The sequence below is a fragment of the Comamonas nitrativorans genome, from assembly GCF_042654765.1.
In the GTDB taxonomy this organism is placed as follows: Bacteria; Pseudomonadota; Gammaproteobacteria; order Burkholderiales; family Burkholderiaceae_C; genus Comamonas; species Comamonas nitrativorans.
Genome location: NZ_JBHSEW010000009.1, coordinates 98317 through 120351 on the forward strand (window position 1 = coordinate 98317; position 22035 = coordinate 120351).

Sequence of the window (22035 nt, forward strand, 5' to 3'; positions counted from 1 at the left end):
AAGAATTTCAGGATTAATAGCACCTGAAATCGTTTATTCATCAGCGCAAACAGCTCCTTTTTTTAATGAATCGTCACTCCCCAGCTTTTACCGGCCTGCACGGCACCGGCCCCCAGGGCGGCGCCAAAGCGCTTGGCCAGGCGCTCGGCCATGTTCTCGCGGCGGGTGTAGTCGATGATCTCCTCGGCCTGCACGATGTCGCGGGCCACCGAGTCGAGAGAGCCCAGCTTGTCGGCCAGCCCCAGGGCCACGGCCTGCTCGCCCGTCCAGAACAGGCCGCTGAAGGTTTCGTCGGTTTCATGCAGGCGCTTGCCCCGGCCCTGCTTCACCACGTCGATGAACTGCTGGTGAATGGTGTCCAGCATCTGCTGAGCATGGACGCGCTGCTCATCGGTCAGCGGGCTGAACGGGTCGAGCATGCCCTTGTTCGACCCGGCGGTGAGCAGGCGCCGCTCGACCCCGAGCTTTTCCATCGTGCCGGTAAAGCCAAAGCCGTCCATCAGCACGCCGATGCTGCCGACGATGCTGGCCTTGTCCACGTAAATCTCATCGGCAGCAGCGGCGATGTAGTAGGCCGCCGAGGCGCAGCTTTCTTCCACCACGGCATACACCGGCTTTTGGTACAGGGCTTTCAAACGCACGATTTCATCGTTGATCATGCCGGCCTGCACCGGACTGCCGCCGGGCGAGTTGATGAGCAGCACCAGCGCCCGCGAGCCGGAATCCTCCAGCGCCGAGCGCATGGCGGCATTGACCGATTCGGCGCTGGCATCGGCACCGCTGGCGATGGCGCCCTTGATCTCCACCACCGCCGTGTGCGGGCCGGAGACGGCCGTGGTCGCCCCCTCCTTGTTGAAAAACCAGATGGCGGCACCCGCCAGGCCGATCCACACCAGACGCCAGAAAATCCGCCAGCGGCGGGCCGCCCGCTGCTCGTTGACCGTGGCAAACACCAGGCGTTCGAGCACGTCGCGCTCCCACCCGGCATCCGCACCGTTCTGCCCTGGCTGCTGCCACAAGTCTTGTCCGGGTTGCTGGGGCCCTCCCGAGGGCGGCAATGCGTTCATGGATGCCTATCCTGCTAAAGCAAATAAAGAGAAGGGCGCCAGTGTATGCCAGCGCCCTTCAGGCAAAACCCCGATTTAGCCGTGGTTGCACAACCAATCGCGCAGTTGCGCCACGGTCTGCGCGGTAAACAGCGGCGGGCACTGGGCAAACATGGCCGCATCGTGCGCCCCGTAGGCCACGCCCACGCTGGCGCAGCCGGCATTGCGGGCCATGAGCAGGTCGTGCGTGGTGTCGCCGATCATCAGCACGCGCTCGGCGGGCACGTCCAGCTCGGCCATCAGTTCATGCAGCATCAGGGGGTTGGGCTTGCCCGCCGTTTCGTCCGCCGTGCGCGTGGCATCGAACAAGGCACCCAGTTGCGCCTGCTGCAAGGCGCTGTTCAGCCCCACCCGGCTTTTGCCCGTGGCCACGGCCAGGTAATGCCCACGGGAGCGCAACTCGCCCAGCAACGGCTCGATGCCCGCAAACAAGGTCACCTGCGCTTGCAATTTCAGATAGTGGTAGCGGTAGCGGTTGGAGAGTTCGGTGTGCTTTTCCCGCGGCACGTCCGGCGCAGCATGGGCCAGCGCCGGCCCCAGCGCCATGCCGATCACGTAGGCCGCCTGCTCGTCGCTGGGGCGCTGCCCGCCCACGTCCAGCACGGCCTGCTGGATGCTGCGCGTAATCGCCACGGTGGAATCGAACAGGGTGCCATCCCAGTCAAAGGCCAGCAAATCAAAACGGCGTTGTGCCACGGTATTCCTCTCAAAAGTCAATAAATTGCGCCAATTCCGGCGGCAGCTCGGCCAGCAGGGTCAAAGACTCCCCCGTCACCGGATGGTTCAGCCGCAGCCGCCAGGCGTGCAGAAACATGCGGTTCAGGCCCTGCTTGGGCAGGCGCTTGTTCAGGGCGAAGTCGCCATATTTGTCGTCCCCCGCAATGCCGTGGCCCTGGCTGGACAGATGCACGCGGATCTGGTGGGTGCGCCCGGTCTTGATCGTCACCTCCAGCAGGCTCATGGCGGGCAGCCCTTGCAGCGGACGCGGCGGCAGCCCCTGGCGCAGCTGCACCAGGGTCAGCGCCGTCATGGCATCGGGGTCGTCGGCGGTGGTGGTGCGCACGCGCCGCTCGCCATCGGGCAGCAGGTATTTGTGCAGCGGGGTGTCGATGACTTTCTTGTTCGCCGGCCACGCACCCTGCACCAGGGCCAGATAGGTCTTGCCGGTGGAACGCTCGCGGAACTGGTCTTGCAGGGCTTTGAGGGCCGAGCGCTTTTTTGCCACCAGCAGGATGCCCGAGGTTTCCCGGTCCAGCCGATGCACCAGTTCCAGAAACTTCGCCTGCGGCCGGGCACGGCGCAACTGCTCGATCACGCCAAAGCTCACGCCGCTGCCGCCATGCACGGCCACGCCCGCCGGCTTGTCCAGGGCGATGAAGGCCTCGTCCTCGAACAGAATCGGAAATTCCCGTGCCGGGGCGGCAGCGGTTTCCGGCGCTTTTTCGGCCACGCGCACCGGCGGCACGCGCACCGTATCCCCGGCCTGCACGCGGGTATCGGCGGCGCAGCGGCCCTTGTTGATGCGCACCTCGCCGCTGCGGATGATGCGGTAGACGTGGGTCTTGGGCACGCCCTTCAGATGGCGGATGAGAAAGTTGTCCAGGCGCTGGCCGGCGTCCTCCTCGCCAACCTGGAGCCAGCGCACGGCGGGCGCTGCGGCAGCGGGCAGTGGGGGCTGCATCCCCTTTATAATGTGCTTCACCTGCGCGTCAATATATGTAAGTGGTTGATTTTCTGGATTTTTGATCCAAGCACCCGTTACTAAGGCGTAGGCCGGTCGATGCTTGAAATGTGCTTTCCAAGTAAAAACAGCTCTCAAAGCTGACAAGGTACGCATTTTCACCCGTGAACGCATTGCAACACTGAACGAATTTTTTCCCGGCTGCAGCCTCCTGTTTTTTCGGGCCGCAGCCGTTTTACGACACCAGCATAGGTATGTGGGCTTTTCTCTCTTGGTTCATCGGCGCGTTTGCGGGGCATCCTCCCGTGCGCGTCCGCACGTCCAAGCCCGCTGACCTGGATGCGCAGGCCGTGGCCCGTATGCCCGCACCTGGGCGCATCCACTCGTTTGTGCTGGCCCCCTGCGCCCTGCCTCCGCCTCCTTTGCTTGCCTAAATCCGGCAAGGGGTGCGCCCTGGGCGGCCTGTTTCGTTTCAGTACTGCATGCTTTTCACAGGCACGACTGTTTGTCGTCTTGATTCAAAGGCACGCTGGCCCCTGGCCGGCGCGTCCACCCATAGAAAAGGAAGTGCATCATGAAACGGATGCTGATTAACGCCACCCAGACCGAAGAGCGCCGCCTGGCCATTGTCGATGGCCAGAAGCTCTTGGACTACGAAGTCGAAATCGAAGGCCGCGAGCAACGCAAGGGCAACATCTACAAAGCCGTCGTCACGCGCATCGAGCCTTCGCTGGAAGCCTGCTTCGTCGATTACGGCGAAGAGCGCCACGGCTTTCTGCCGTTCAAGGAAATCTCGCGCCAATACTTTGCCGAGGGCGTCTCGCCCAGCCAGGCCCGCATCAACGAAGTGATCAAGGAAGGCCAGGAGCTGATCATCCAGGTCGAAAAGGAAGAGCGCGGCAACAAGGGCGCAGCGCTGACCACCTTCATCAGTCTGGCCGGGCGCTATGTGGTGCTGATGCCCAACAACCCGCGCGGCGGCGGCGTCTCGCGCCGCATCGAGGGCGAGGAACGCGCCGAGCTGAAAGAGGCGATGGACCAGCTCGACTACCCCAAGGGCATGAGCATCATCGCCCGCACCGCCGGTATCGGCCGCAGCGCCCCCGAACTGCAATGGGACCTGGACTACCTGCTGAAGCTGTGGACCGCCATCGACGGCGCGGCCAAGGCGGGCAAGGGCGCCTTCCTGATCTACCAGGAATCCAGCCTGGTGATCCGCGCCATCCGCGACTATTTCAACAACGACATCGGCGACATCCTGATCGACACGGACGACATCTACGAGCAGGCGCAGCAGTTCATGGCGCACGTCATGCCCGAACATGCCAACCGCGTCAAGCGCTACCGCGACGATGCGCCGCTGTTCTCGCGCTTCCAGATCGAACACCAGATCGAATCGGCATACAGCCGCACCGTGCAGCTGCCCTCGGGCGGAGCCATCGTCATCGACCACACCGAGGCGCTGGTCAGCGTGGACGTGAACTCGGCCCGCGCCATCAAGGGCAGCGACATCGAGGAAACCGCCACCCGCACCAACCTGGAGGCCGCCGACGAAGTGGCCCGCCAGATGCGCCTGCGTGACCTGGGCGGCCTGATCGTCATCGACTTCATCGACATGGAAGAGTCGCGCAACCGCAAGGAGGTGGAAAACCGCCTGCGCGATGCCCTGCGCCAGGACCGCGCCCGCGTGCAGTTCGGCACCATCAGCAAGTTCGGCCTGATGGAAATGAGCCGCCAGCGCCTCAAGCCCGCGCTGTCCGAAGGCGCCCACATCAACTGCCCGCGTTGCAGCGGCTCCGGCCACATCCGCGACACGGAAAGCTCGGCCCTGCAAATCCTGCGCATCATTCAGGAAGAATCGATGAAGGACAACACCGCCGCCGTGCATTGCCAGGTGCCGGTGGAAGTGGCCAGCTTCCTGCTGAATGAAAAACGCGCGGAAATCTCCAAGATCGAACTCAAGCAGCGCGTTGCCGTGCTGATGGTGCCCAACAAGGGGCTGGAGACGCCGCACTACCGCCTGGAGCGCCTCAAGCACGACGACCCGCGCCTGGACAGCCTGCAGGCCAGCTACCAGCTGGCCGAGGAGATCGAGGACGCCACCCCGGTCACGCGCCGCTCGCAAGAGCCGACCAACCGCCAGACCCCGGTCATCAAGGGCGTGCTGCCCGACGCCCCGCCGGCGCCGCAACCGGCACCCGCACCGCACAAACCGGCCCCGGCCGCTGCGACCGCCAGCACCCAGCCTGCCGTGCAGGAGCAAGGCTTCTTTGCCTGGCTGAAAAGCCTGTTCGGCTTTGGCACGCCGCCCGCAGCACCGGTCGCGCCGCCGCCCGCCGCCGCCGCCACCAGCAAACCGGCCAGCCGACGCACTGGCGACGGCCGCAAGCGCCCCGAACGCGGTGAGCGCAGCGAACGTGGCGAACGCAGCCGCAGCAATGACCGCGACGACAACGGAGAACGCAGCCAGGAACGCGGCGACAGCCGCAGCCGCCGCGGCGAACGCAGCAGCAACGGCGAGCGCAGCGACAACCGCCCGCAGCGCGAAAGCCGCGAAGGCCGGGACAGCCGCGAAAGCCGCAAGCCCCGCAGCGCCGAGCAGGAAAATGCTGCCACCGACGACGCCGGCAAGGACAGCCGTCCCAGCCGCCCGCGCCGTGAGCGCCGTCCGGTCGAAGCTGCGCCCACCCACCCCGACATGCTGGAAGCGCAAGCCAGCGCCCCGGTAGAGGCCACTTCGGCAGCCGTGGATACCGTCATCGACACCAGCCCGGCCCCGGAAACCAATGGGGAAGAAACCGCCCCGCGCAATGGCCGCCGCAGCCGTGACCGCTACGGGCGCGACCGCCGGGGCAACCGGAGCGAACGCGCTGCACGCGACGAGCAGGCTGCCGACGAGCCGCTGGACAGCACGCCCCTCGACATCGCCCTGCCTGCCGTGGCCGAGCATGACGATGCAGTCCCGCAGGACGCTGCCCCTGCCCCGCGCCGCAGCTACTTTGCCAATGTCCTGCCGACCGCAGAAGTAGAAGCAGAGGCAGAGACCGACGCCGCCACCGCCCCGGCAGAGGCCGCAGCAGAAACTGCCGCCGCCGTGCCGACGGAAGTGCCGGCAGCCGCCGATGCTACGGTTACGGAAGCTGTTCCTGCTGAACCCATCGCTGTTTCAGAGGAGAAAGCTGCTGAAATTGTGGTAGATCAAGCGCAAGCAGCTCCTGAAACCATAGAATCTGCCGCACCCTATGCCCTGCCCACCGACCAGCTCAGTGCCTTGGCACAGGCAGCGGGCCTGCAATGGGTGCAGTCCGACGCAGAAAAAATCGCTGCCGTGCAGGCCGCCATTGCGGCCGAACCGGCCCCGGTGCGCGTCCCGCGCGAGCGCCCTGCGCCGGTCGTGCTGGACGATGTGCCGCTGATCCTGGTAGAAACCCGCAAAGACCTGGCCGACATGCGCCTGCCTTTCGAAGCGGACCCTGCCCGCAACGCCTGACGGGCGGGAACGCCGCCGCGTTCCAGGAACACGACGGGGGCCGGGTGCCCCCGTTGTTTTTTTAACCGGAAAGACCACCAACCCGTTCCGAGACTGCGCCATGCTGTTTTTACTCTCCCCCGCCAAAGCGCTGGACTACACCCGCCCCCTGCCGGACAAGCTCCCGCACACCCTGCCCGCGTTCATCCCCGAGGCGCAGGCGCTGATCGACATCCTGCGCCAGCGCAGTCCCGCCGAAGTGGCCGCGCTGATGAAGTTGAGCGACCCCCTGGCCGCCCTGAACGTGGCCCGCTACGCCGCCTGGCAGAGCGACTTCACCGCCGAGAATGCCCGCCAGGCGCTGTTTGCCTTCAACGGCGATGTCTACGAAGGACTGGACGCCTGGAGCCTGGGCCTGGATGACCTGGCCTGGGCGCAGGAGCATGTGCGCACCCTGAGCGGCCTGTACGGCGTGCTGCGCCCGCTGGACTGGATGCAGCCCTACCGGCTGGAGATGGGCACCAGGCTGGCCAACCCCCACGGCAGCACGCTGTATGCCTACTGGGGCAGCCGCATCGCCCAGGCGCTGAACGACCAGCAGGCGCAGGAAGCCGCCCCGGTGGTGATCAACCTGGCCTCGCAGGAATACTTCAAGGCGGTCGATCTGAAAACCCTGCGGGCGCCGGTGGTGGAGTGCGTGTTCGAGGATGGCAAAGGTGGCCAGTACAAGATCATCAGCTTCTACGCCAAGCGTGCCCGGGGGCTGATGGCCCGCTGGGCCATCCAGCACCGCGTGCGCACCCCCGAGCAGTTGCAAGGCTTCGACCTGGAAGGCTATGCCTTCACCGCCGCCCTCTCCACCCCCCAACGACTGGTTTTCCGCCGCCATGCGGCCTGATTCGCCCCTGCATGTCCGATGCTTATGACTTCCCCTCCTGTTTTGCGTGAATTTACGTTGCGCGGCGTCCTTCTGGGCGCCGTCATCACTCTGGCCTTCACTGCCGCCAACGTCTACCTGGGCCTGAAAGTGGGCCTGACCTTTGCCTCGGCTATCCCGGCAGCGGTGATTTCCATGGCGCTGCTGTACCGCTTCAAGGATTCCAACATCCTGGAAAACAACCTGGTGCAGACCCAGGCCTCGGCAGCGGGCACGCTGTCGGCGGTGATTTTCGTCCTGCCGGCGCTGCTGATGCTCGGGCTGTGGAACGGCTTTCCGTTCTGGCAGACCGCCCTCATCTGCGCCGCCGGGGGCACGCTGGGCGTGCTGTACACCATTCCGCTGCGCCGGGTGATGGTGGTGCAGTCCAGCCTGCCCTACCCCGAAGGCGTGGCCGCCGCCGAGGTGCTGCGCGTCGGTCAGGCCCAGCGCAGCCATGCAGCCAACGCCAGCGCCAGCCTGCGCAACCTGGGCTGGGGCACGGGGCTGGCGGCGCTGTTCAGCTTTTTCAGCGGCGGGCTGCGCATCCTGGGCGAAGCGGTCAATTTCTGGATTCCCGCCGGGGGCGTGGTGTTTCGCGTCGCCGCCGGTTTCTCCCCCGCGCTGCTGGCCGCCGGCTACCTGATGGGCGCCGCCGCCGGTATCGCCGTGCTGCTGGGGCTGATCGTCTGCTGGGGCATTGCCGTGCCGTGGCTGACCGCCCACGCCACCCTGGCCGAAGGCCAGAGCCTGAACGCCCTGGCTACCCAGTTGTGGGCCAGCAAGGTGCGCTTCATGGGCGCGGGGGTGATCGCCATTGCCGCGCTGTGGACGGTGGCCTCGCTCATCCGCCCCATCCTCCGCGCTATTGCCAACCAGCCCACGGGCGGCACGGCCGGCACGCCGCAGTTGCAGGGGGAGACCGACAAAGACCTGTCCCGTGGCTGGATGCTGGCCATCGGCGGCGTGGCCCTGGCCGTGCTGCTGGGCGTGACCCTGCAATTCGTGCAGGAGCACATGCCCGACCTGGGCACCGCCAGCAGCCTGGCCCTGGCCGCGCTGTGCGTGGTGTTTGCGGCCTTCTTCGGCTTTCTCGTCGCCGCAGCCTGCGGCTACATGGCGGGGCTGGTCGGGTCGTCGGCCAGCCCGATTTCGGGCATCGGCATCATCGCCACGATTCTGATGGGGCTAACCCTGCTGGCCCTGCACCGCCTGGTGCCGGCCTTCAGCAGCAGCATTGCCGGGCAGATGGGCGTGGCGCTGGTGCTGTTCATGGTGTCGGTGATCCTGGCCATGGCCGCCATCTCCAACGACAACCTGCAAGACCTGAAAACCGGCTACCTCGTCGGCGCGACGCCCTGGCGCCAGCAGGTGGTGCTGATCATCGGCTGCGTGGTCGGGGCGCTGGTGATTCCGCCGGTGCTGGACCTGCTCTACAACGCCTACGGCTTTGCCGGCGCCCTGCCGCGTGCAGGCATGGACGAGGCCCAGGCCCTGGCCGCCCCGCAGGCCACGCTGATGCAGCAGATTGCCAGCGGCATTTTCAGCGGCGGGCTGGACTGGGCCATGCTCGGCCTGGGCGTGGCCATCGGCGCCGTGGCGATTGCCGTGGACGCCCTGCTGCGGCGCAGCGGCCGGGGCGCCCTGCCCCCGCTGGCCGTAGGCCTGGGCATTTACCTGCCGCCGACCATCGGCCTGACGCTGACCTTTGGCGCCATCCTCGGCTGGTGCATTCAACGCGCGATCAAACAACGGGCCGCCCGCCACGGCCAGGACTGGGCGGCCGCTGCCGAAGAGCGCGGCCTGCTGCTGGCCGCCGGGCTGATCGTGGGCGAGAGCCTGATGGGCCTGCTGCTGGCCGCCGTGATCGGCTTCAGCGGCCAGGACGCCCCCCTGGCGCTGGTCGGCGCCGACTTTGCCGCCGCCCCCTGGCTGGGTCTGCTGGCCTTCGCGGGCATTGCCCTGTTCTTCCACCGCAGTATGCTGCGCCGCTGAAAAAGCACCATGACGGCACCCGACCCCTCCCCCACCCAATCGCCCCTGGGCAAGGCCAGCGCCTACGCCGACCAGTACGACCGCAGCCTGCTCTTTCCCCTGCCGCGCCAGACCAACCGCACCGCCCTGGGGCTGGCCCCGGGGCAGGCGCTGCCGTTTTTCGGCGCGGATTTGTGGACGGGCTACGAAGTCTCGTGGCTGAACCTGCGCGGCAAGCCGCAGGTGGCGCTGCTGCAGGCGCAAATCCCGTGCGAGACGCCGCAGCTCATCGAAAGCAAGTCGTTCAAGCTGTACCTGAACAGCTTCAACAACACCCGCTTTGCCAGCATCGACGCCGTGCGCGAGCACCTGCGCACCGACCTGAGCGCTGCCGCCTGGCAGGGCAGCGCCCAGACGGGCAGCATCGGCCTGCGCCTGATCGCGCCGGAAGATTTCGACCAGCAGGCCATCGAGGAATTGAGCGGCCTGAACCTGGACCGCCTGGACGTGGAATGCACCGACTACCACCCCGCCCCCGAACTGCTGCACGCCAACCACGACGAAGCGCCGGTGACCGAAGTGCTGACCAGCCGCCTGCTGAAAAGCAACTGCCTGGTGACCGGCCAGCCCGACTGGGGCAGCGTGCAGATCAGCTACAGCGGAGCGCAAATCGACCAGGAAGGGCTGCTGCGCTACATCGTCAGCTTTCGCAACCACAACGAGTTCCACGAGCAATGCGTCGAACGCATCTTCATGGACATCTGGCAGCGCTGCCGCCCGATCAAGCTGACGGTGTACGCCCGCTACACCCGGCGGGGCGGGCTGGACATCAACCCGCTGCGCACCAGTCACCCGATGCAGTTGCCGCCCTCGGTACGCACTGCGCGGCAGTAATAGCTGGTTCCGCTGTAAATACGGGGATTTCAGGCTGTTTATTGCCTGAAATCCTTGATTGAAAAGGGGAAAAAGCTATCAATTTTAATCATCCATCCCCACCAGCAAGCCTTTGTGCTGCTTGCGCAGCGCCACCGCATCCAGCTCGGCGTGGGTGATGTCGTCCTCGGCAATGCGGAAAACGCGCATGTTTTCGTAGGCGGTCACGGCCTGCTGGCGCATCGCCTGGGCGCTGTGGTCCATCTGCGCCACGGCGGCGGCGTTTTGCTGGGTGATCTGGTCCATGTGCTGCACCGCCTGGCTGACCTGGCGCACGCCCTGCGCCTGCTCGCGGGCGGCATGGTCGATTTCGTCCAGCATCTGGGCCACCTGCTGCACCTTGGCCAGGGCCTCGTCCATGCGCTGGCGGGCCTCCTGGGCGGTGCGCTCGCCCGCGTTCACGCGCTGCTGCGACTGGTTGATCAAATCCTTGATCTCCTTGGACAGCCCCGTCGTGCGCCCCGCCAGGGCCCGCACCTCGCTGGCCACCACGGCAAAACCCCGGCCCTGCTCGCCCGCGCGGGCCGCTTCCACGGCGGCGTTGAGCGCCAGGATGTTGGTCTGAAAAGCCACGCTTTCAATGGTCTGGATGATGTCGCCGATGTGCCGCGACGATTCGCTGATCTGCCCCATGGTGCTGCCCATCTGCACGATGGCCTCCTGGCTGCGCCGGGCGGCAGCCGTGGTATCCCCGGCCAGACGCACGCCCTGGTCGGCCCGCTCGGCGGTTTGCTGCACGGTGCCGGTGATTTCGTCCATGGCCGCTGCCGTCTGCTGCAGGCTGCTGGCCTGGCTTTCCAGGCGCACCGCCATTTCCTGGCTGCTGCCGGCCACTTGCTGGGCCTGCTCGCGCAGCCGGTCCAGATCGGCCCGCACATCGCCAATCAGGGTGCGGGTGGACAAGGCCATCTGGGCAATGGGCAGCATCAGCCGCCGTCCAACGCCGCTTTCCGGCACTTTGACAAACGTGGTCAGGTCGCCACTGGCCAGGTCGCGGGCCGCAAAAACTGCCTGGCGGATGGGCCGGCGCATGGAATGCTCCAGAACCGTGCGGGCCACCACCACGCCGATTCCCCCGACCAGCCACATGCCCCACAACGGGGCGCCCAGTTGCGCCGCCAGCAAGGGGCCCAGCGCCGCCGTGCCCATGAGCAAATTCAGCTTGGTGTCCAGCCCGGGCTTGACCCCGGTGGCGCAGCGCCCCCAGACATCCACCCGCACGACGCCTCCGCGCAGCAGGCCCGTCACCCGCCGCCCCGCTGCCGCTTCCTCGCGCATGGTGGCGTACAGCTTTTCCGCTGCGGCAATTTCCTGGGCTGTGGGGCAGGTGCGGATGGAAAGATAGCCCACCACCTTTTCGCCATTGCGCATCGGCGTGGCACTAGCCCGCACCCAGTAATGGTCGCCGTCCTTGCGCCGGTTTTTGATCATGGCGCTCCACAGCTGGCCTTTCTGGATGGTGTCCCAGAAGTCGCGGAAGGCCTCGGCAGGCATGTCCGGATGGCGCAGCAGGTTGTGCGGCTGGCCCAGCAGTTCATCCTGGGTGTAGCCGCTCACCTCGATGAAATCGGTATTGCAATAAGTGATCCGGCCCTTGGTATCTGTCACCGAAATCAAGGTCTTGTGCACCGGAAAGGTGTAGTTCCGCTGGGTAACAGGCAGGTTGGTACGCATCGCAAGCCCTTTCCAAGATTTCTTGAAGTGCTTGCATTCATATCAGATTCTTCCCCGTTTGCTGTAGAGGGAAAGGGCCTGGGAAAGCCCTGCCCCTGCACCCTTGCGCCAGGGATGATGTGCCAAGGTCGCACGGGTTTGTATTTAGACCGTGTTTACGCGTACTCCAGCGCTACAGCAGCCTCCGCGTCGCTGCGGGCACGGCTTTGCTGGCGCAAGGCAACGGCATCGGTTTCGGCGTGCGTGTGTTCGCCGCTGGCCAGGCGGAATACGCGGATGTTGTCCCGCGCCTCGCTGGCCCGGGCGTGCATCCGCTTGGCCGAGGCGTCCATCTGGCTGACCACGCCGGCGTTCTGCTGGGTGATCTGGTCCATGTGCTGCACCGCCTCGCTGATCTGGCGCACGCCCAGCGCCTGCTCGCGGGCTGCCGTGTTGATGTGTTCCAGCACCTGACCGACCTGCTGCACCTGGGCCAGGGCCTCGTCCATGCGCGTGCGGGCCTCCTGGGCGCGGGTGCTGCCGGCGGCCACGCGGGTTTGCGATTCGTCGATCAAATCCTTGATCTCCTTGGCCAGCCCGGTGGTGCGTCCGGCCAGGGCCCGCACCTCGGCTGCCACCACGGCAAAGCCGCGCCCCTGCTCGCCCGCGCGGGCCGCTTCCACCGCCGCATTCAGCGCCAGGATGTTGGTCTGGAAGGCCACGCTTTCGATGGTCTGGATGATGTCGCCGATGCGCCGGGCCGAGTCGGTGATCTCCCCCATGGTCGCGGCCATGCCGCGCATCGCTTCCTGGCTGCGCTCGGCGCTGGCCGTGGTCTCACGCGCCAAGGCCACGCCGTTGCTGGCCAGGTCGGCGGTCTGGCCCACGGTGCTGTTGATCTGGTCCATGGCGGCAGCGGTCTGCTCCAGGCTGCTGGCCTGCGCCTCCAGGCGCGAGGCCAGATCGTGGCTGCCGCTGGCCACTTCCCCGGCCTGGCCCTGCAATTGCGCCAGGTCTTCGCGCACATCGGCCATGACGGTGCGGATCGACAGCCCCAGTTGCGCCACCGGCAGCAGCAGGCGCCGCCCCAGGCCATGCTCGGGCACGGCCACGAATTGCGACAAGTCCCCGCTGGCCAGCTGGCGCGAAACCTCCAGCACCTGCCGGACGGGGCGCAAGGTCAGCCGCGCCAGCCCCCAACCCGCCAGGGTGGCCGTGGCGATAGCGGCCAGCAGCACGCCCCACCAGGGCGTTTGCAGCAGCGCGGCCAGTACCGGGCCGCAGACGGACAGCAACAGCAGCAGGTTGCGCTTGCCCTCGAACCCCGGGCGCAGCCCACCCCAGATCCGCCCCGCCAGACCGCCCCGGCGCACCGCGCCGCGTTGCAGGGTGTGGATGCGCCGCCCGGCCGCCGCTTCCTGGTTCATGGCGGCATAGAGTTTTTCTGCGGCCGCAACCTCCTGGGCACTGGGACGGGTGCGCACCGACAGGTAGCCGACGATGCGCTGCCCATCGCGCATGGGCGTGGCATTGGCCCGCACCCAGTAGTGGTCGCCGTTCTTGCGCCGGTTTTTGATGACGGCGCTCCACAACATGCCTTTCTGAATCGTCTCCCAGAAATCCCGGAACGCCTCGGACGGCATGTCCGGGTGGCGCAGCAGGTTGTGAGGCTGGCCCAGCAGTTCGTCCTGGGTGTAGCCGCTCACCTCGATGAAGTCGGCATTGCAGTAGGTGATGCGGCCCTTGGTATCGGTGATGGAAATCAGGGTCTGGTGCGCCGGAAAGTCGTAATTGTTCTGGGTAACGGGCAGGTTCTTGCGCATGGAGAAAACGCCTTTGGGGCGAGAATGAAAACAGGATTGGAAAATAAATGTTCAAGCGCATTCCAACGGCGCAGATTTGCTGTTGCCCCGCCTGACATTGGGCACCGCCGGTCGACCGGCTTTTTCCCCGCACGACTTGCAGCCCTGCAAGAACCGGCGGGAAGGGGCCGAAGTGTAATAAAACCTTACCGATTGCTGCCGGGTTCATCGACGTGCTTTGCACTCTTTGACAAACCCGGGGCAGCTCGCGATGTCCCCTCCGGTGGTCAGTCCCCCCAGCGCTGACGGATGGTCAGCAGCTCGTCCACCAGCGGCACGAACAGCGCGACCAGTGCAGGGTCGAAGTGCTTTCCGGCTTCGGACTGGATCAGGGCCATGGCCTCCTGCGCCGGCCAGGCTTTCTTGTAGGGACGTTCGCTGGTCAGGGCATCGAACACATCGGCCAGGGCGACGATACGCGCCTCCAGCGGTATGGCCTCTGCGGCCAGGCCATGCGGGTAGCCGCTGCCATCCCATTTTTCGTGGTGGTACAGGGCCACCGAACGGGCCAGACACAGGACGCGCGAGGGGTCGTGCCCGATGATTTCCGCGCCGATCTGCGGGTGGCGGCGCATCACGGCCCATTCCTCTTCGGTCAGCTTGCCCGGTTTTTGCAGGATGGCGTCCGGAATGCCGATCTTGCCCACGTCGTGCATCGGCGCGGCGTTGAGCAGGTCTTCGGCCCACAGGGGGTCGCACCCGGCGGCCAGGGCCAGCAATTGGGAGAAGTGGCTCATGCGGATGACGTGCATCCCGGTTTCATTGTCCTTGTACTCGGCAGCACGGCCCAGGCGCTGGACGATTTGCAGCCGCGTTTCGCGCAACTCATCCATGCGCACCAGGGACAGGTGGGTGCGCACCCGCGCCCGCACGATGGGTGCGCTGATCGGCTTGGCGATGTAGTCCACGCAGCCGACAGCAAAACCGCCGACCTCGTCGGCCACATCGCTGAGCGCCGTCACGAAGATCACCGGAATGGCGGCAGTGCCGGCATCGGCCTTCAGGGCACGGCAGACGGCGTGGCCGTCCATGCCGGGCATCATCACGTCCAGCAGGATCAAATCCGGCGCATGTTGCCGGGCCAGCGCCAGGGCCCGGTTGCCATCGGTTGCAAACTGCAGGCGGTAATCCTGCTGCAGTACCTGGCGCAGCACCTGCAGGTTGGTCGGTTCGTCATCCACCAGGAGAAGGCGGGGACGATGGTCTGGGGAAGCAATCATAGGGCGGCAGCCTGTGAAGAAGATACCGCGTGCTGGCGCAGCAATTGGCCGGCACGCTCAAAATCGAAATGTTCCAACGCCTGGGCCACGGGTTGCAGCACGGCAGCAGGCAGCCAAGGCGCCAGGGCGGCCAGCCCCTGGTCGGGCCATTCCCCACGCTCCAGACTGGCCAGCGCCTGGGCCAACGCACGTTCGGCCTGCCCATCCAGGGGCGAAGGCAGCGCCGTGGTCGGGGCGACGGACACCCAGATCCCGGCACTGGCCTGCGGTTCAGCCATGCCCAGGGCCAGACAGCGCTGCTGGACGGCCTGCCAGGCCTGCGCCACGGTGTGCAGGGCCGCATCGGCCACGGCATGTCCGTGCTGCGCCTGGCCCTCGACCTCCTGCAAGGCTTCGGCCAGGGCCACAAGCTGCAGGTTGCCGGCCACTCCACGCCAGCGGTGGGCCAGGGCGGCCACATCGGCTGCATCGCCCTGGGCATTGCGCTGTGCCAGCTGTGCCGGTGCCGTGCGATAGGTTTCCAGACAGCGCTGCAAAGCGGAATGCCAGCGCGAGGCATCGCCCCACAGGGCAAGGGCGGCGGCTTCGTCCCAAACGGCATCGCTGCCCGGGCACAAGTCTGCCAGGGGGGCCGCTGGCACCTGCGGCCACAGCTGCAACACCCGGGCGATTTCCGCATTCAGCCGGGGGACATTCAACGGTTTGTGGGCAAACCCGTCCATACCCGCCTGCCGGGCCTGCTGGCGGTCTTCGTCCAGCACGCTGGCCGACAGGGCGATCACCGGGGTTCTGGCCTTTCCCCGGGCCGCTTCCAGGGCCCGCAGGCGGCGCACGGCGGTAAAGCCGTCCACATCCGGCATGTGGGCATCCATCAACACCAGGTCAAAGTCCTGTTCGGCCAGCAGGGCCAGGGCCTGCTGGCCGCCACCGGCCAGGGTGACGTCGTGGCCGCCACGGCGCAGCACCAGTTGCAGCAGCTCCAGGTTTTCCGAAATATCGTCCACCCCCAAAATGCGCAAAGGGGGCAGTTGCGGGCCGCAGGCCTGGGGCGGCTGCTGCACGGGCTGGCCTTGCGCCAGCGGCAGCCAGACGGTAAAGCACGAACCTTGCCCGGGGGTGCTGGTCACCTCCAGGCGTCCGTGCATCAGCTCCACCAGCTGGCGGGCAATGGTGGTGCCCAGGCCCGTACCACCGAAGCGGCGCGTGGTGGACGCATCGGCCTGGGCGAAGGGCGCAAAAATCCGTGCCAGCTGGGCCGGGGTCATGCCGATGCCACTGTCCTGCACCCGCAGGCACAGGCCCTGTGCCCCCGTGTGATGCACATGCAGGGTGACGCTGCCGGCTTCGGTAAATTTGATGGCGTTGGACAGCAGGTTCAACAGCACTTGGTGCAGCCGCAGGGCGTCGCCACGGAAAAATTCCGGCTCGGTCGGGGGGTAGTCCAGCTTCAGGGCCAGGGCCTTATTCGCGGCATTGGGGGCCTGCATGTCCAGCAGCTGCCGGCACAGCTTGCGCAGGGAAAAATCGGCCACCTCCAGCACGACCGCCCCCTTGTCGAGCTTGGCGGTATCCAGGATGTCGTTGAGCAGGCGCAGCAAGGCATGGCCCGACTGGCGCACGGTCGTCAGCTGACGCTGCTGGCCGGCATCCAGCGGGGTGTCGAGCAGGGCTTCGGTAAAACCGATGATGGCATTGAGCGGGGTGCGGATTTCATGGCTCATATTGGCCAGGAAACTGCTGCGGGCCTGGCTGGCCTGCTCGGCCTGCTCCTTGGCCTGGCGCAGCTCGGCTTCGTAGCGCTTGTGTTCGGTAATGTCGTGAAACACGGTCACGCAGCCGGTGAGGATGCCGTTTTCAAACAGGGGCGAAACCGTCATGGCGGCAGAGAAGGCGCCGCGTTCCTTGTGCAGCAGCACCAGGTCGTCCTGCACGTCGAAGTGGACGACTTCGCCCAGGCCGTAGCAAACGCAGACAGGGCAACTGTCGTGGCCTGCGGCCACATCCTGCTCGGCGCAAAAATAGATTTTTTCGTGCAGCGCCCGGCCTTGCAGTTCCTGCTGCGTCCAGCCCAGCAGGTGTTCGGCCTCGGGGTTGAGGTAGGTGCAATGCTCGTGGCGGTCGAGCACCATGACGCCCTTGCCCAGGTTGGCGGTGATGTTGGCCAGGAAATGCTGCTCCCGCGCCAAGGTCTGCTCCAGGTACTTGCGCTCGGTAATGTCGGTGCGCACCGAGATGTATTCCTGCGGCAGTCCATTGACGTCCAGAAACGGCACGATGGTGGCATCCACCCAATACAGCCGCCCGGTGGCCGGGGAGCGGTTGCAGATCTCGCCGTGCCAGGTCTCGCCCTGGCTGATCGTCACCCACATCTGCGTGTAAAACCCCTGGGGGTGCAGGCCCGAGGCAATGATGCGGTGGTTCTGCCCCAGCAGTTCGTGCGGGGCCATGCCGTTGATCTGGCAGAACAGGTCATTGACGTAGGTGATGGTGCCCTGCACGTCGGTGGCGCTGACGATGGCATGCTGGTTGAGCGTGCGCTCGCGCAGCAGCATTCCCTTGTACTGCGCTTCGAAGTCATCGGCCGTCACGGCCAGCTGCAGCAAGGCCCGCTGCGGCTGATCCCAGTGCTTGATGCGCACGCCCACGGTTTGCACCATGCGGTCGACCACGGCCTGCAGGTCGGCCAGGTGCTTTTCCGCTGCCAGACGCTGCGCTTGTGCCTGCGCCGATTGCTCGGCAGCCGACAGCAGATCGGCCAGCGCCTGCTGTGCCGCCGGACTGGCCGTTTGTGCCAAAGCCTGCAATTCGTGCAACGCTGCCCTGTCCGGCATCCCCTGGGGATCCGTCAGTGCCAGAGGGTGTGACCCGCCGTAATTCCGCACAACTTTTTACCTTTTGAAGTGTATTTGCAATAAATGTTACTCAACTACCCGCAACAGCAACTGCTGCGCACGGGAAAAGTCGAAATCATCGATGGCATTTCGGATGGCTTCAAATTCCACGGCACTGAGTACCGATTGCAGCTGTGCCAGAACCCCACCGGGCAATTCGCCTTGCTGCAGCAGGGCAACGGCCTCGGCAACCCACGGGCCCAGTCGCGGATCCGGCGGCGTTTTCTGCGGCTGGACCGGCAGGTCGGCAGGTGCGGCCTCCCACTGTGCAACGGCCTGCTGCACCTGATGCCACACCTGTTGCACCAGGGCCAGTGCGGCATCCACCTCGGCAGTGCTTTCGGCCAGTGCCGCCGACTCCAGCTGCTGCAGCGCACAGGCCAGGGGCTGGAGTTGCAGATTGGCCGCCACGCCGCGCCAGCGGTGCGCGTGCTGCACCACGGCGGCCCAATCCTGTACCGCCAGCGCTGCACGCAATGGTTCGAGGCCATGCCGGTACTGCTGCACGCTGCGCCGTAGCGCTTGCCGCCAGGTGGTTTCGTCCCCCCACAGGGCCTGGGCGGCCTGGGCATTCCAGGGACTGACGCAGGCGGCGCAGGGCGGCTCCATCCCGGCGCCCGGCTCCGCCGCCGCTTCCGACGCTGCCAGGGCCGAGGGCAATTGCAGCACCCGCGCAATTTCAGCGTACAGGTGAGGCGTATGCAGGGGCTTATGGGCAAAGCCGTTCATCCCGGCCTGCAGGGCCAGGGCACGATCTGCTTCCAGCACGCTGGCCGACAGGGCGATGATCGGCGTGGGGGGCTGCTGCCGTGCGGCCTCGATGGCACGGATTTGCCGCGCTGCGCTGTAGCCATCGACCTCGGGCATTTGCAAGTCCATCAGTACCAGATCGAAAGGCTGCCGGGTAAATTGCGCCACGGCTTCCTGCCCGCCAGGGGCCAGGGTCACCTGATGGCCACCCCGCCCCAGCACGATGCGCAGCAGCTCCAGATTTTCCGGCATGTCATCCGCACACAGCACGCGCAGCGGCGGCAGGGGCTGCGCCCTCTCCTCGCCCGGACTGGCAACCATGGCCCCTTGCACCTGCCGCAGGGGCAGCAGCACGCTGAAGGTCGAGCCTTGCCCCGCTGCACTGTCCACGGTGATGCTGCCCCCCATCAATTGCACCAGCTGGCGGGCAATGGTCGTGCCCAGCCCCGTCCCCCCATAGCGGCGGGTGGTCGAGGCATCGGCCTGGGCAAAGGGATCGAAAATGCGCTGCTGCTGCTCCGGCGACATGCCGATGCCGCTATCGGCCACTTGCAGCACCAGACCGTCAGGGCCATGGTCAACGCGCAGGCATACCTGCCCCGCCTCCGTGAACTTCACGGCATTGCTGAGCAGGTTGAGCAGTACCTGCCGGATGCGCAGCGCATCGGCATGGAAAAACTCGGGCACCCTGGCCGGGTAATCGAGCACCACGGCCAAACCTTTCTTCACAGCCCCCAGACGTTGGGTATCGAGAACTTCCTCGCACAGTTGGCGCAGGGAAAAATCGGCCTCCTCCAGCTGCATGGCGCCTTTCTCCAATTTGGCGGAATCCAGGATGTCGTTGAGCAGCCGCAACAATGACAACCCGGCCTGACGCACCGTGGTCAGCTGCTGGCGCTGGGTGGCATCCAAAGGGCTGTCGAGCAACACTTCGCTGAAGCCGATGATGGCGTTCATCGGCGTGCGGATTTCGTGGCTCATGTTGGCCAGGAAGCTGCTGCGGGCAGCGGCTGCCACCTCGGCATGTTCCTTCGCCTGGCGCAGGGCTTCTTCCATCGCCCGGCGCCCGCTCAGGTCGGTGGCGAATTTGATGATTTTGAAGACCTTGCCCTCGGCATCGAAGATCGGGTTGTACGACCCCAGAATCCAGACCCGGTGCCCATCCTTGGCCACGCGCAGAAATTCCCCGATCACCGGCTGCCCCGCCAGAAGCTGCTGCCACGCCCGGGCGTAGGCGGGGCTGGTCGTTTCCCGGTCGGTGCAGAAGTTGCGGTGGTGCAGGCCCAGCACTTCCTCCAGGGTATAGCCCATCAGCGTCAGGTAGTTGGCATTGGCGCCGATGACGTGGCCATCCAGATCCAGCTCGACCATGGCCTGCACCCGGTTGATGGCGGCCACGGTGCCCTCGAACTCGGCAGCCCGCAGTTTGGAGGCGGTGATGTCCAGGATCACCCCGTCCAGGTACAGCTGGCCATCGCGGTCGCTGTAGGCAGCGCGGCCCGTCTCGGACACCCAGCGCACCATGCCGTCGCGGTGGGCAATGCGGTACTCCAGCCGGTAGGGCTGGCGCAGGGTCACGGCACGGGCAATGGCGGGGCCGACCCATTCCTCGTCTTCGGGGTGCAGGATCTGCCCGAAATGCACCTGCCCGGCAATGAAGTCGCGGGCCGGCCACCCGGTCAGCTCCAGCACGGCATCGCTGACGAAGGCCATGCTCCACATGGCATCGATACGGCAGCGAAAGGTGGCCCCGGGGATGTTTTTCACCAGGGAACGGAACTGCTCTTCGCTGCGGCGCAGCAGTTCCTCGGCGTCTTGCTGGCTTTGCCGCGCCGCCTGCATCTGGTCGAGCAGGTAGCGATAGCGCAAATTGCCGTTGATCGCCAGGATGAGCAGGCTCAAGGTGACCGTCACCACGGCAATGGCAAGCGACAAGGTGGCCTGCAACGGGATGGTCAGCGCCGATGCTTCCACCTGCAGCTCGGCAATCGGCTCGGTAAAGCGCAGAGCCGCCATGCCGGTGTAGTGCATGGCGGCAATCGCCGCCCCCATCACCGTCCCGGCCAGGGCCGTATTGCGCATGGAGCCCAGGGGGAAATAGCGCTGCACGCCAAAGCGCACCCACAGCGCCAGGGCGGCCAGAACCACCGCAACGACGATGGACAGCACGAAGCCCAGCGCGTCGTAGCGCATGGCAGGGGCCAGGTCGGAAGCGGCCATGCCCAGGTAATGCATGGTGCCAATGCCCGCCCCCATCAGCACCGCCGCCTTGAGCAGCACCGGCCTAGTGACGGTTTCACGCATCAGCAGCCGCAGCGCCACCCAGGACGCGACGATGCTCGGCAGCACGGACAGGGCCGTCATCCAGGGGTGGAAGCTGGCCTGCCCGCACACGGCAAAGGCCAGCATCCCGACGTAGTGCATGGTCCAGACGCCGCAGCCCAGGGCCAGGGCCCCCGAGCCCAGCGCCAGGTTGCGTCCCTGTGCGTTCTGGGCCTTGCGGGCCAGTTGCGCCATGTGCAGCGCCACGGCGGACGCCCCGACCGACACCAGCACCGACAGCAGCACCAGCCAGGGGTCGTGCTGCCCCCACAGCAGGGGATCGGGCGCCCAGCCTTGCACGAAAAACTGCGCCAGCATAGGCTACCTCCCCTCCAGCGTGTCTGCTACCCGGCGCAGTTTAAGGGGTCAAAGTCCAGCCGATAGTTCTGCGGCCCCTGGGCCGCCACTTTCAGCGCCCCCATCCGGTTGCCCAGGGCGGCACAGCGGGGCAGATCCCAAGCTTGCAGCAGGCCGAACAGCAGGGCCCCGCGCCAGGCATCGCCGCAGCCGGTGGGATCGACCACCGCCTTGGGCGTGCAGGCAGGCACCGTCGTCACCTGCCCCTGCTGCCAGACCTGACAGCCCTGGGCGCCCAGGGTGACGAACAGCCCCTGCACCTTGCCGGACAGGGCGGCCAGGTCCAGCCCGGTGCGCTCGCACAGCATTTGCGCTTCGTAGTCATTGACCGCAATCCAGCTGGCCTGCTCGATAAAGGTGAGCAATTCCTCGCCGTTGAACATCGGCAGCCCCTGGCCCGGGTCAAAAACGAAGGGAATGTCGGCCGCGTGCAACTGCGCCGCGTGCTGCAGCATGGCATCGCGCCCATCGGGGGCAACGATGGCGATCTTTGCGCCCAGGCTGGCGTCGATCGTGTTCAGGTGGGCCTGGTTCATCGCGCCGGGATGAAAGGCGGTGATCTGGTTGTTGTCGCGGTCGGTCATGATCATCGCCTGGGCGGTGTAGGTGTCGGGCACCTCGCGAATGCAGCCAGTGTCGATGTCCAAGTCCCGCAGGCGCTGCAGGTAGTCGGCACCGTCCTGCCCGACGGTGGCCATCGGCAGGGGCTCGCCCCCCAGCAGCTTCAGGCTGTAGGCGATGTTGCCGGCACAGCCGCCAAAATCGCGGCGCAGCGAAGGCACCAGAAACGACACGTTCAGGATGTGCAGCTGCTGGGGCAGGATTTGGTCGGCAAAGCGGCCTTCGAAGCCCATGATGGTGTCAAACGCCAGGGAGCCGCAGATCAGGGCGGTCATAAAAA

14 protein-coding genes are annotated in these 22035 nt (G+C 66.1%); 5 read left to right on the forward strand and 9 right to left on the reverse strand.

Annotation, left to right across the window (positions count from 1 at the left end; genetic code table 11):
• Positions 1-62: 62 nt before the first annotated feature.
• The 3 genes from ACFO3A_RS11195 to ACFO3A_RS11205 form a co-directional block, all read right to left on the reverse strand.
• The gene (locus ACFO3A_RS11195) at positions 63-1067 is read right to left on the reverse strand and encodes a S49 family peptidase (RefSeq protein ID WP_377726362.1); all 1005 of its coding nucleotides are present in this window, start codon (positions 1065-1067) and stop codon (positions 63-65) included.
• A 75-nt stretch (positions 1068-1142) separates the two neighbouring features.
• Positions 1143-1802: an HAD family hydrolase gene (locus ACFO3A_RS11200; RefSeq protein WP_377726364.1), complete on the reverse strand. Its 660-nt coding sequence runs from the start codon at positions 1800-1802 to the stop codon at positions 1143-1145.
• A 10-nt stretch (positions 1803-1812) separates the two neighbouring features.
• Positions 1813-2808 carry an RluA family pseudouridine synthase gene (locus ACFO3A_RS11205; RefSeq protein WP_377726366.1) on the reverse strand — a complete coding sequence of 332 codons (996 nt, stop codon included), beginning with the start codon at positions 2806-2808 and terminating at the stop codon, positions 1813-1815.
• Positions 2809-3041: 233 nt separating this feature from the next.
• Here ACFO3A_RS11205 and ACFO3A_RS11210 point away from each other — a divergent pair, with 233 nt between their 5' ends.
• The 5 genes from ACFO3A_RS11210 to queF all read left to right on the forward strand — a co-directional run bounded on the left by ACFO3A_RS11210 (position 3042) and on the right by queF (position 10040).
• Positions 3042-3221, forward strand: a complete 180-nt coding sequence (locus tag ACFO3A_RS11210) for a hypothetical protein (RefSeq protein WP_377726368.1) — start codon at positions 3042-3044, stop codon at positions 3219-3221.
• A 140-nt stretch (positions 3222-3361) separates the two neighbouring features.
• Entirely contained in the window at positions 3362-6277 is a 2916-nt protein-coding gene (locus tag ACFO3A_RS11215) for an Rne/Rng family ribonuclease (RefSeq protein WP_377726369.1), read from the forward strand.
• Between the two features lie 100 nt (positions 6278-6377).
• Complete coding sequence (gene yaaA, locus ACFO3A_RS11220; protein ID WP_377726371.1) at positions 6378-7154, forward strand: peroxide stress protein YaaA; 777 nt, start codon at positions 6378-6380, stop codon at positions 7152-7154.
• Positions 7155-7172: 18 nt separating this feature from the next.
• The gene (locus ACFO3A_RS11225) at positions 7173-9167 is read left to right on the forward strand and encodes an OPT family oligopeptide transporter (protein ID WP_417286501.1); all 1995 of its coding nucleotides are present in this window, start codon (positions 7173-7175) and stop codon (positions 9165-9167) included.
• A 9-nt stretch (positions 9168-9176) separates the two neighbouring features.
• Positions 9177-10040 (forward strand): NADPH-dependent 7-cyano-7-deazaguanine reductase QueF, encoded by an 864-nt coding sequence (gene queF, locus ACFO3A_RS11230; protein WP_377726374.1) that lies wholly within the window; start codon positions 9177-9179, stop codon positions 10038-10040.
• Between the two features lie 84 nt (positions 10041-10124).
• Here the strand turns inward: queF and ACFO3A_RS11235 are convergent, their stop codons facing one another.
• The 6 genes from ACFO3A_RS11235 to ACFO3A_RS11260 all read right to left on the reverse strand — a co-directional run bounded on the left by ACFO3A_RS11235 (position 10125) and on the right by ACFO3A_RS11260 (position 22030).
• Positions 10125-11753 (reverse strand): methyl-accepting chemotaxis protein, encoded by a 1629-nt coding sequence (locus ACFO3A_RS11235; protein WP_377726375.1) that lies wholly within the window; start codon positions 11751-11753, stop codon positions 10125-10127.
• Positions 11754-11908: 155 nt separating this feature from the next.
• The gene (locus ACFO3A_RS11240) at positions 11909-13555 is read right to left on the reverse strand and encodes a methyl-accepting chemotaxis protein (protein WP_377726376.1); all 1647 of its coding nucleotides are present in this window, start codon (positions 13553-13555) and stop codon (positions 11909-11911) included.
• Between the two features lie 266 nt (positions 13556-13821).
• Positions 13822-14814, reverse strand: coding sequence for an HD domain-containing phosphohydrolase (locus ACFO3A_RS11245; RefSeq protein ID WP_377726379.1), 993 nt, complete (start codon positions 14812-14814; stop codon positions 13822-13824).
• On the reverse strand, positions 14811-17645 hold the full coding sequence (locus ACFO3A_RS11250) for an ATP-binding protein (RefSeq protein ID WP_377726381.1): 2835 nt from the start codon (positions 17643-17645) through the stop codon (positions 14811-14813). The genes ACFO3A_RS11245 and ACFO3A_RS11250 overlap by 4 nt, the downstream gene beginning before the upstream one ends.
• An 87-nt stretch (positions 17646-17732) precedes the next feature.
• The gene (locus ACFO3A_RS11255; protein ID WP_377726382.1) at positions 17733-21095 is read right to left on the reverse strand and encodes an MHYT domain-containing protein; all 3363 of its coding nucleotides are present in this window, start codon (positions 21093-21095) and stop codon (positions 17733-17735) included.
• A 26-nt stretch (positions 21096-21121) separates the two neighbouring features.
• Entirely contained in the window at positions 21122-22030 is a 909-nt protein-coding gene (locus ACFO3A_RS11260) for a carbohydrate kinase family protein (protein ID WP_377726383.1), read from the reverse strand.
• Positions 22031-22035: the final 5 nt, after the last annotated feature.

Bases quoted from the DNA above. Each gene is read 5' to 3' on its own strand.
- ACFO3A_RS11225 (WP_417286501.1), top strand. From the start codon at position 7,173: ATGCTTATGACTTCCCCTCCTGTTTTGCGTGAATTTACGTTGCGCGGC.
- yaaA (WP_377726371.1), top strand. From the start codon at position 6,378: ATGCTGTTTTTACTCTCCCCCGCCAAAGCGCTGGACTACACCCGCCCC.
- queF (WP_377726374.1), top strand. From the start codon at position 9,177: ATGACGGCACCCGACCCCTCCCCCACCCAATCGCCCCTGGGCAAGGCC.
- ACFO3A_RS11195 (WP_377726362.1), bottom strand. From the start codon at position 1,067: ATGAACGCATTGCCGCCCTCGGGAGGGCCCCAGCAACCCGGACAAGAC.
- ACFO3A_RS11255 (WP_377726382.1), bottom strand. From the start codon at position 21,095: ATGCTGGCGCAGTTTTTCGTGCAAGGCTGGGCGCCCGATCCCCTGCTG.
- ACFO3A_RS11210 (WP_377726368.1), top strand. From the start codon at position 3,042: ATGTGGGCTTTTCTCTCTTGGTTCATCGGCGCGTTTGCGGGGCATCCT.
- ACFO3A_RS11215 (WP_377726369.1), top strand. From the start codon at position 3,362: ATGAAACGGATGCTGATTAACGCCACCCAGACCGAAGAGCGCCGCCTG.
- ACFO3A_RS11240 (WP_377726376.1), bottom strand. From the start codon at position 13,555: ATGCGCAAGAACCTGCCCGTTACCCAGAACAATTACGACTTTCCGGCG.
- ACFO3A_RS11235 (WP_377726375.1), bottom strand. From the start codon at position 11,753: ATGCGTACCAACCTGCCTGTTACCCAGCGGAACTACACCTTTCCGGTG.
- ACFO3A_RS11260 (WP_377726383.1), bottom strand. From the start codon at position 22,030: ATGACCGCCCTGATCTGCGGCTCCCTGGCGTTTGACACCATCATGGGC.
- ACFO3A_RS11250 (WP_377726381.1), bottom strand. From the start codon at position 17,645: ATGCCGGACAGGGCAGCGTTGCACGAATTGCAGGCTTTGGCACAAACG.
- ACFO3A_RS11245 (WP_377726379.1), bottom strand. From the start codon at position 14,814: ATGATTGCTTCCCCAGACCATCGTCCCCGCCTTCTCCTGGTGGATGAC.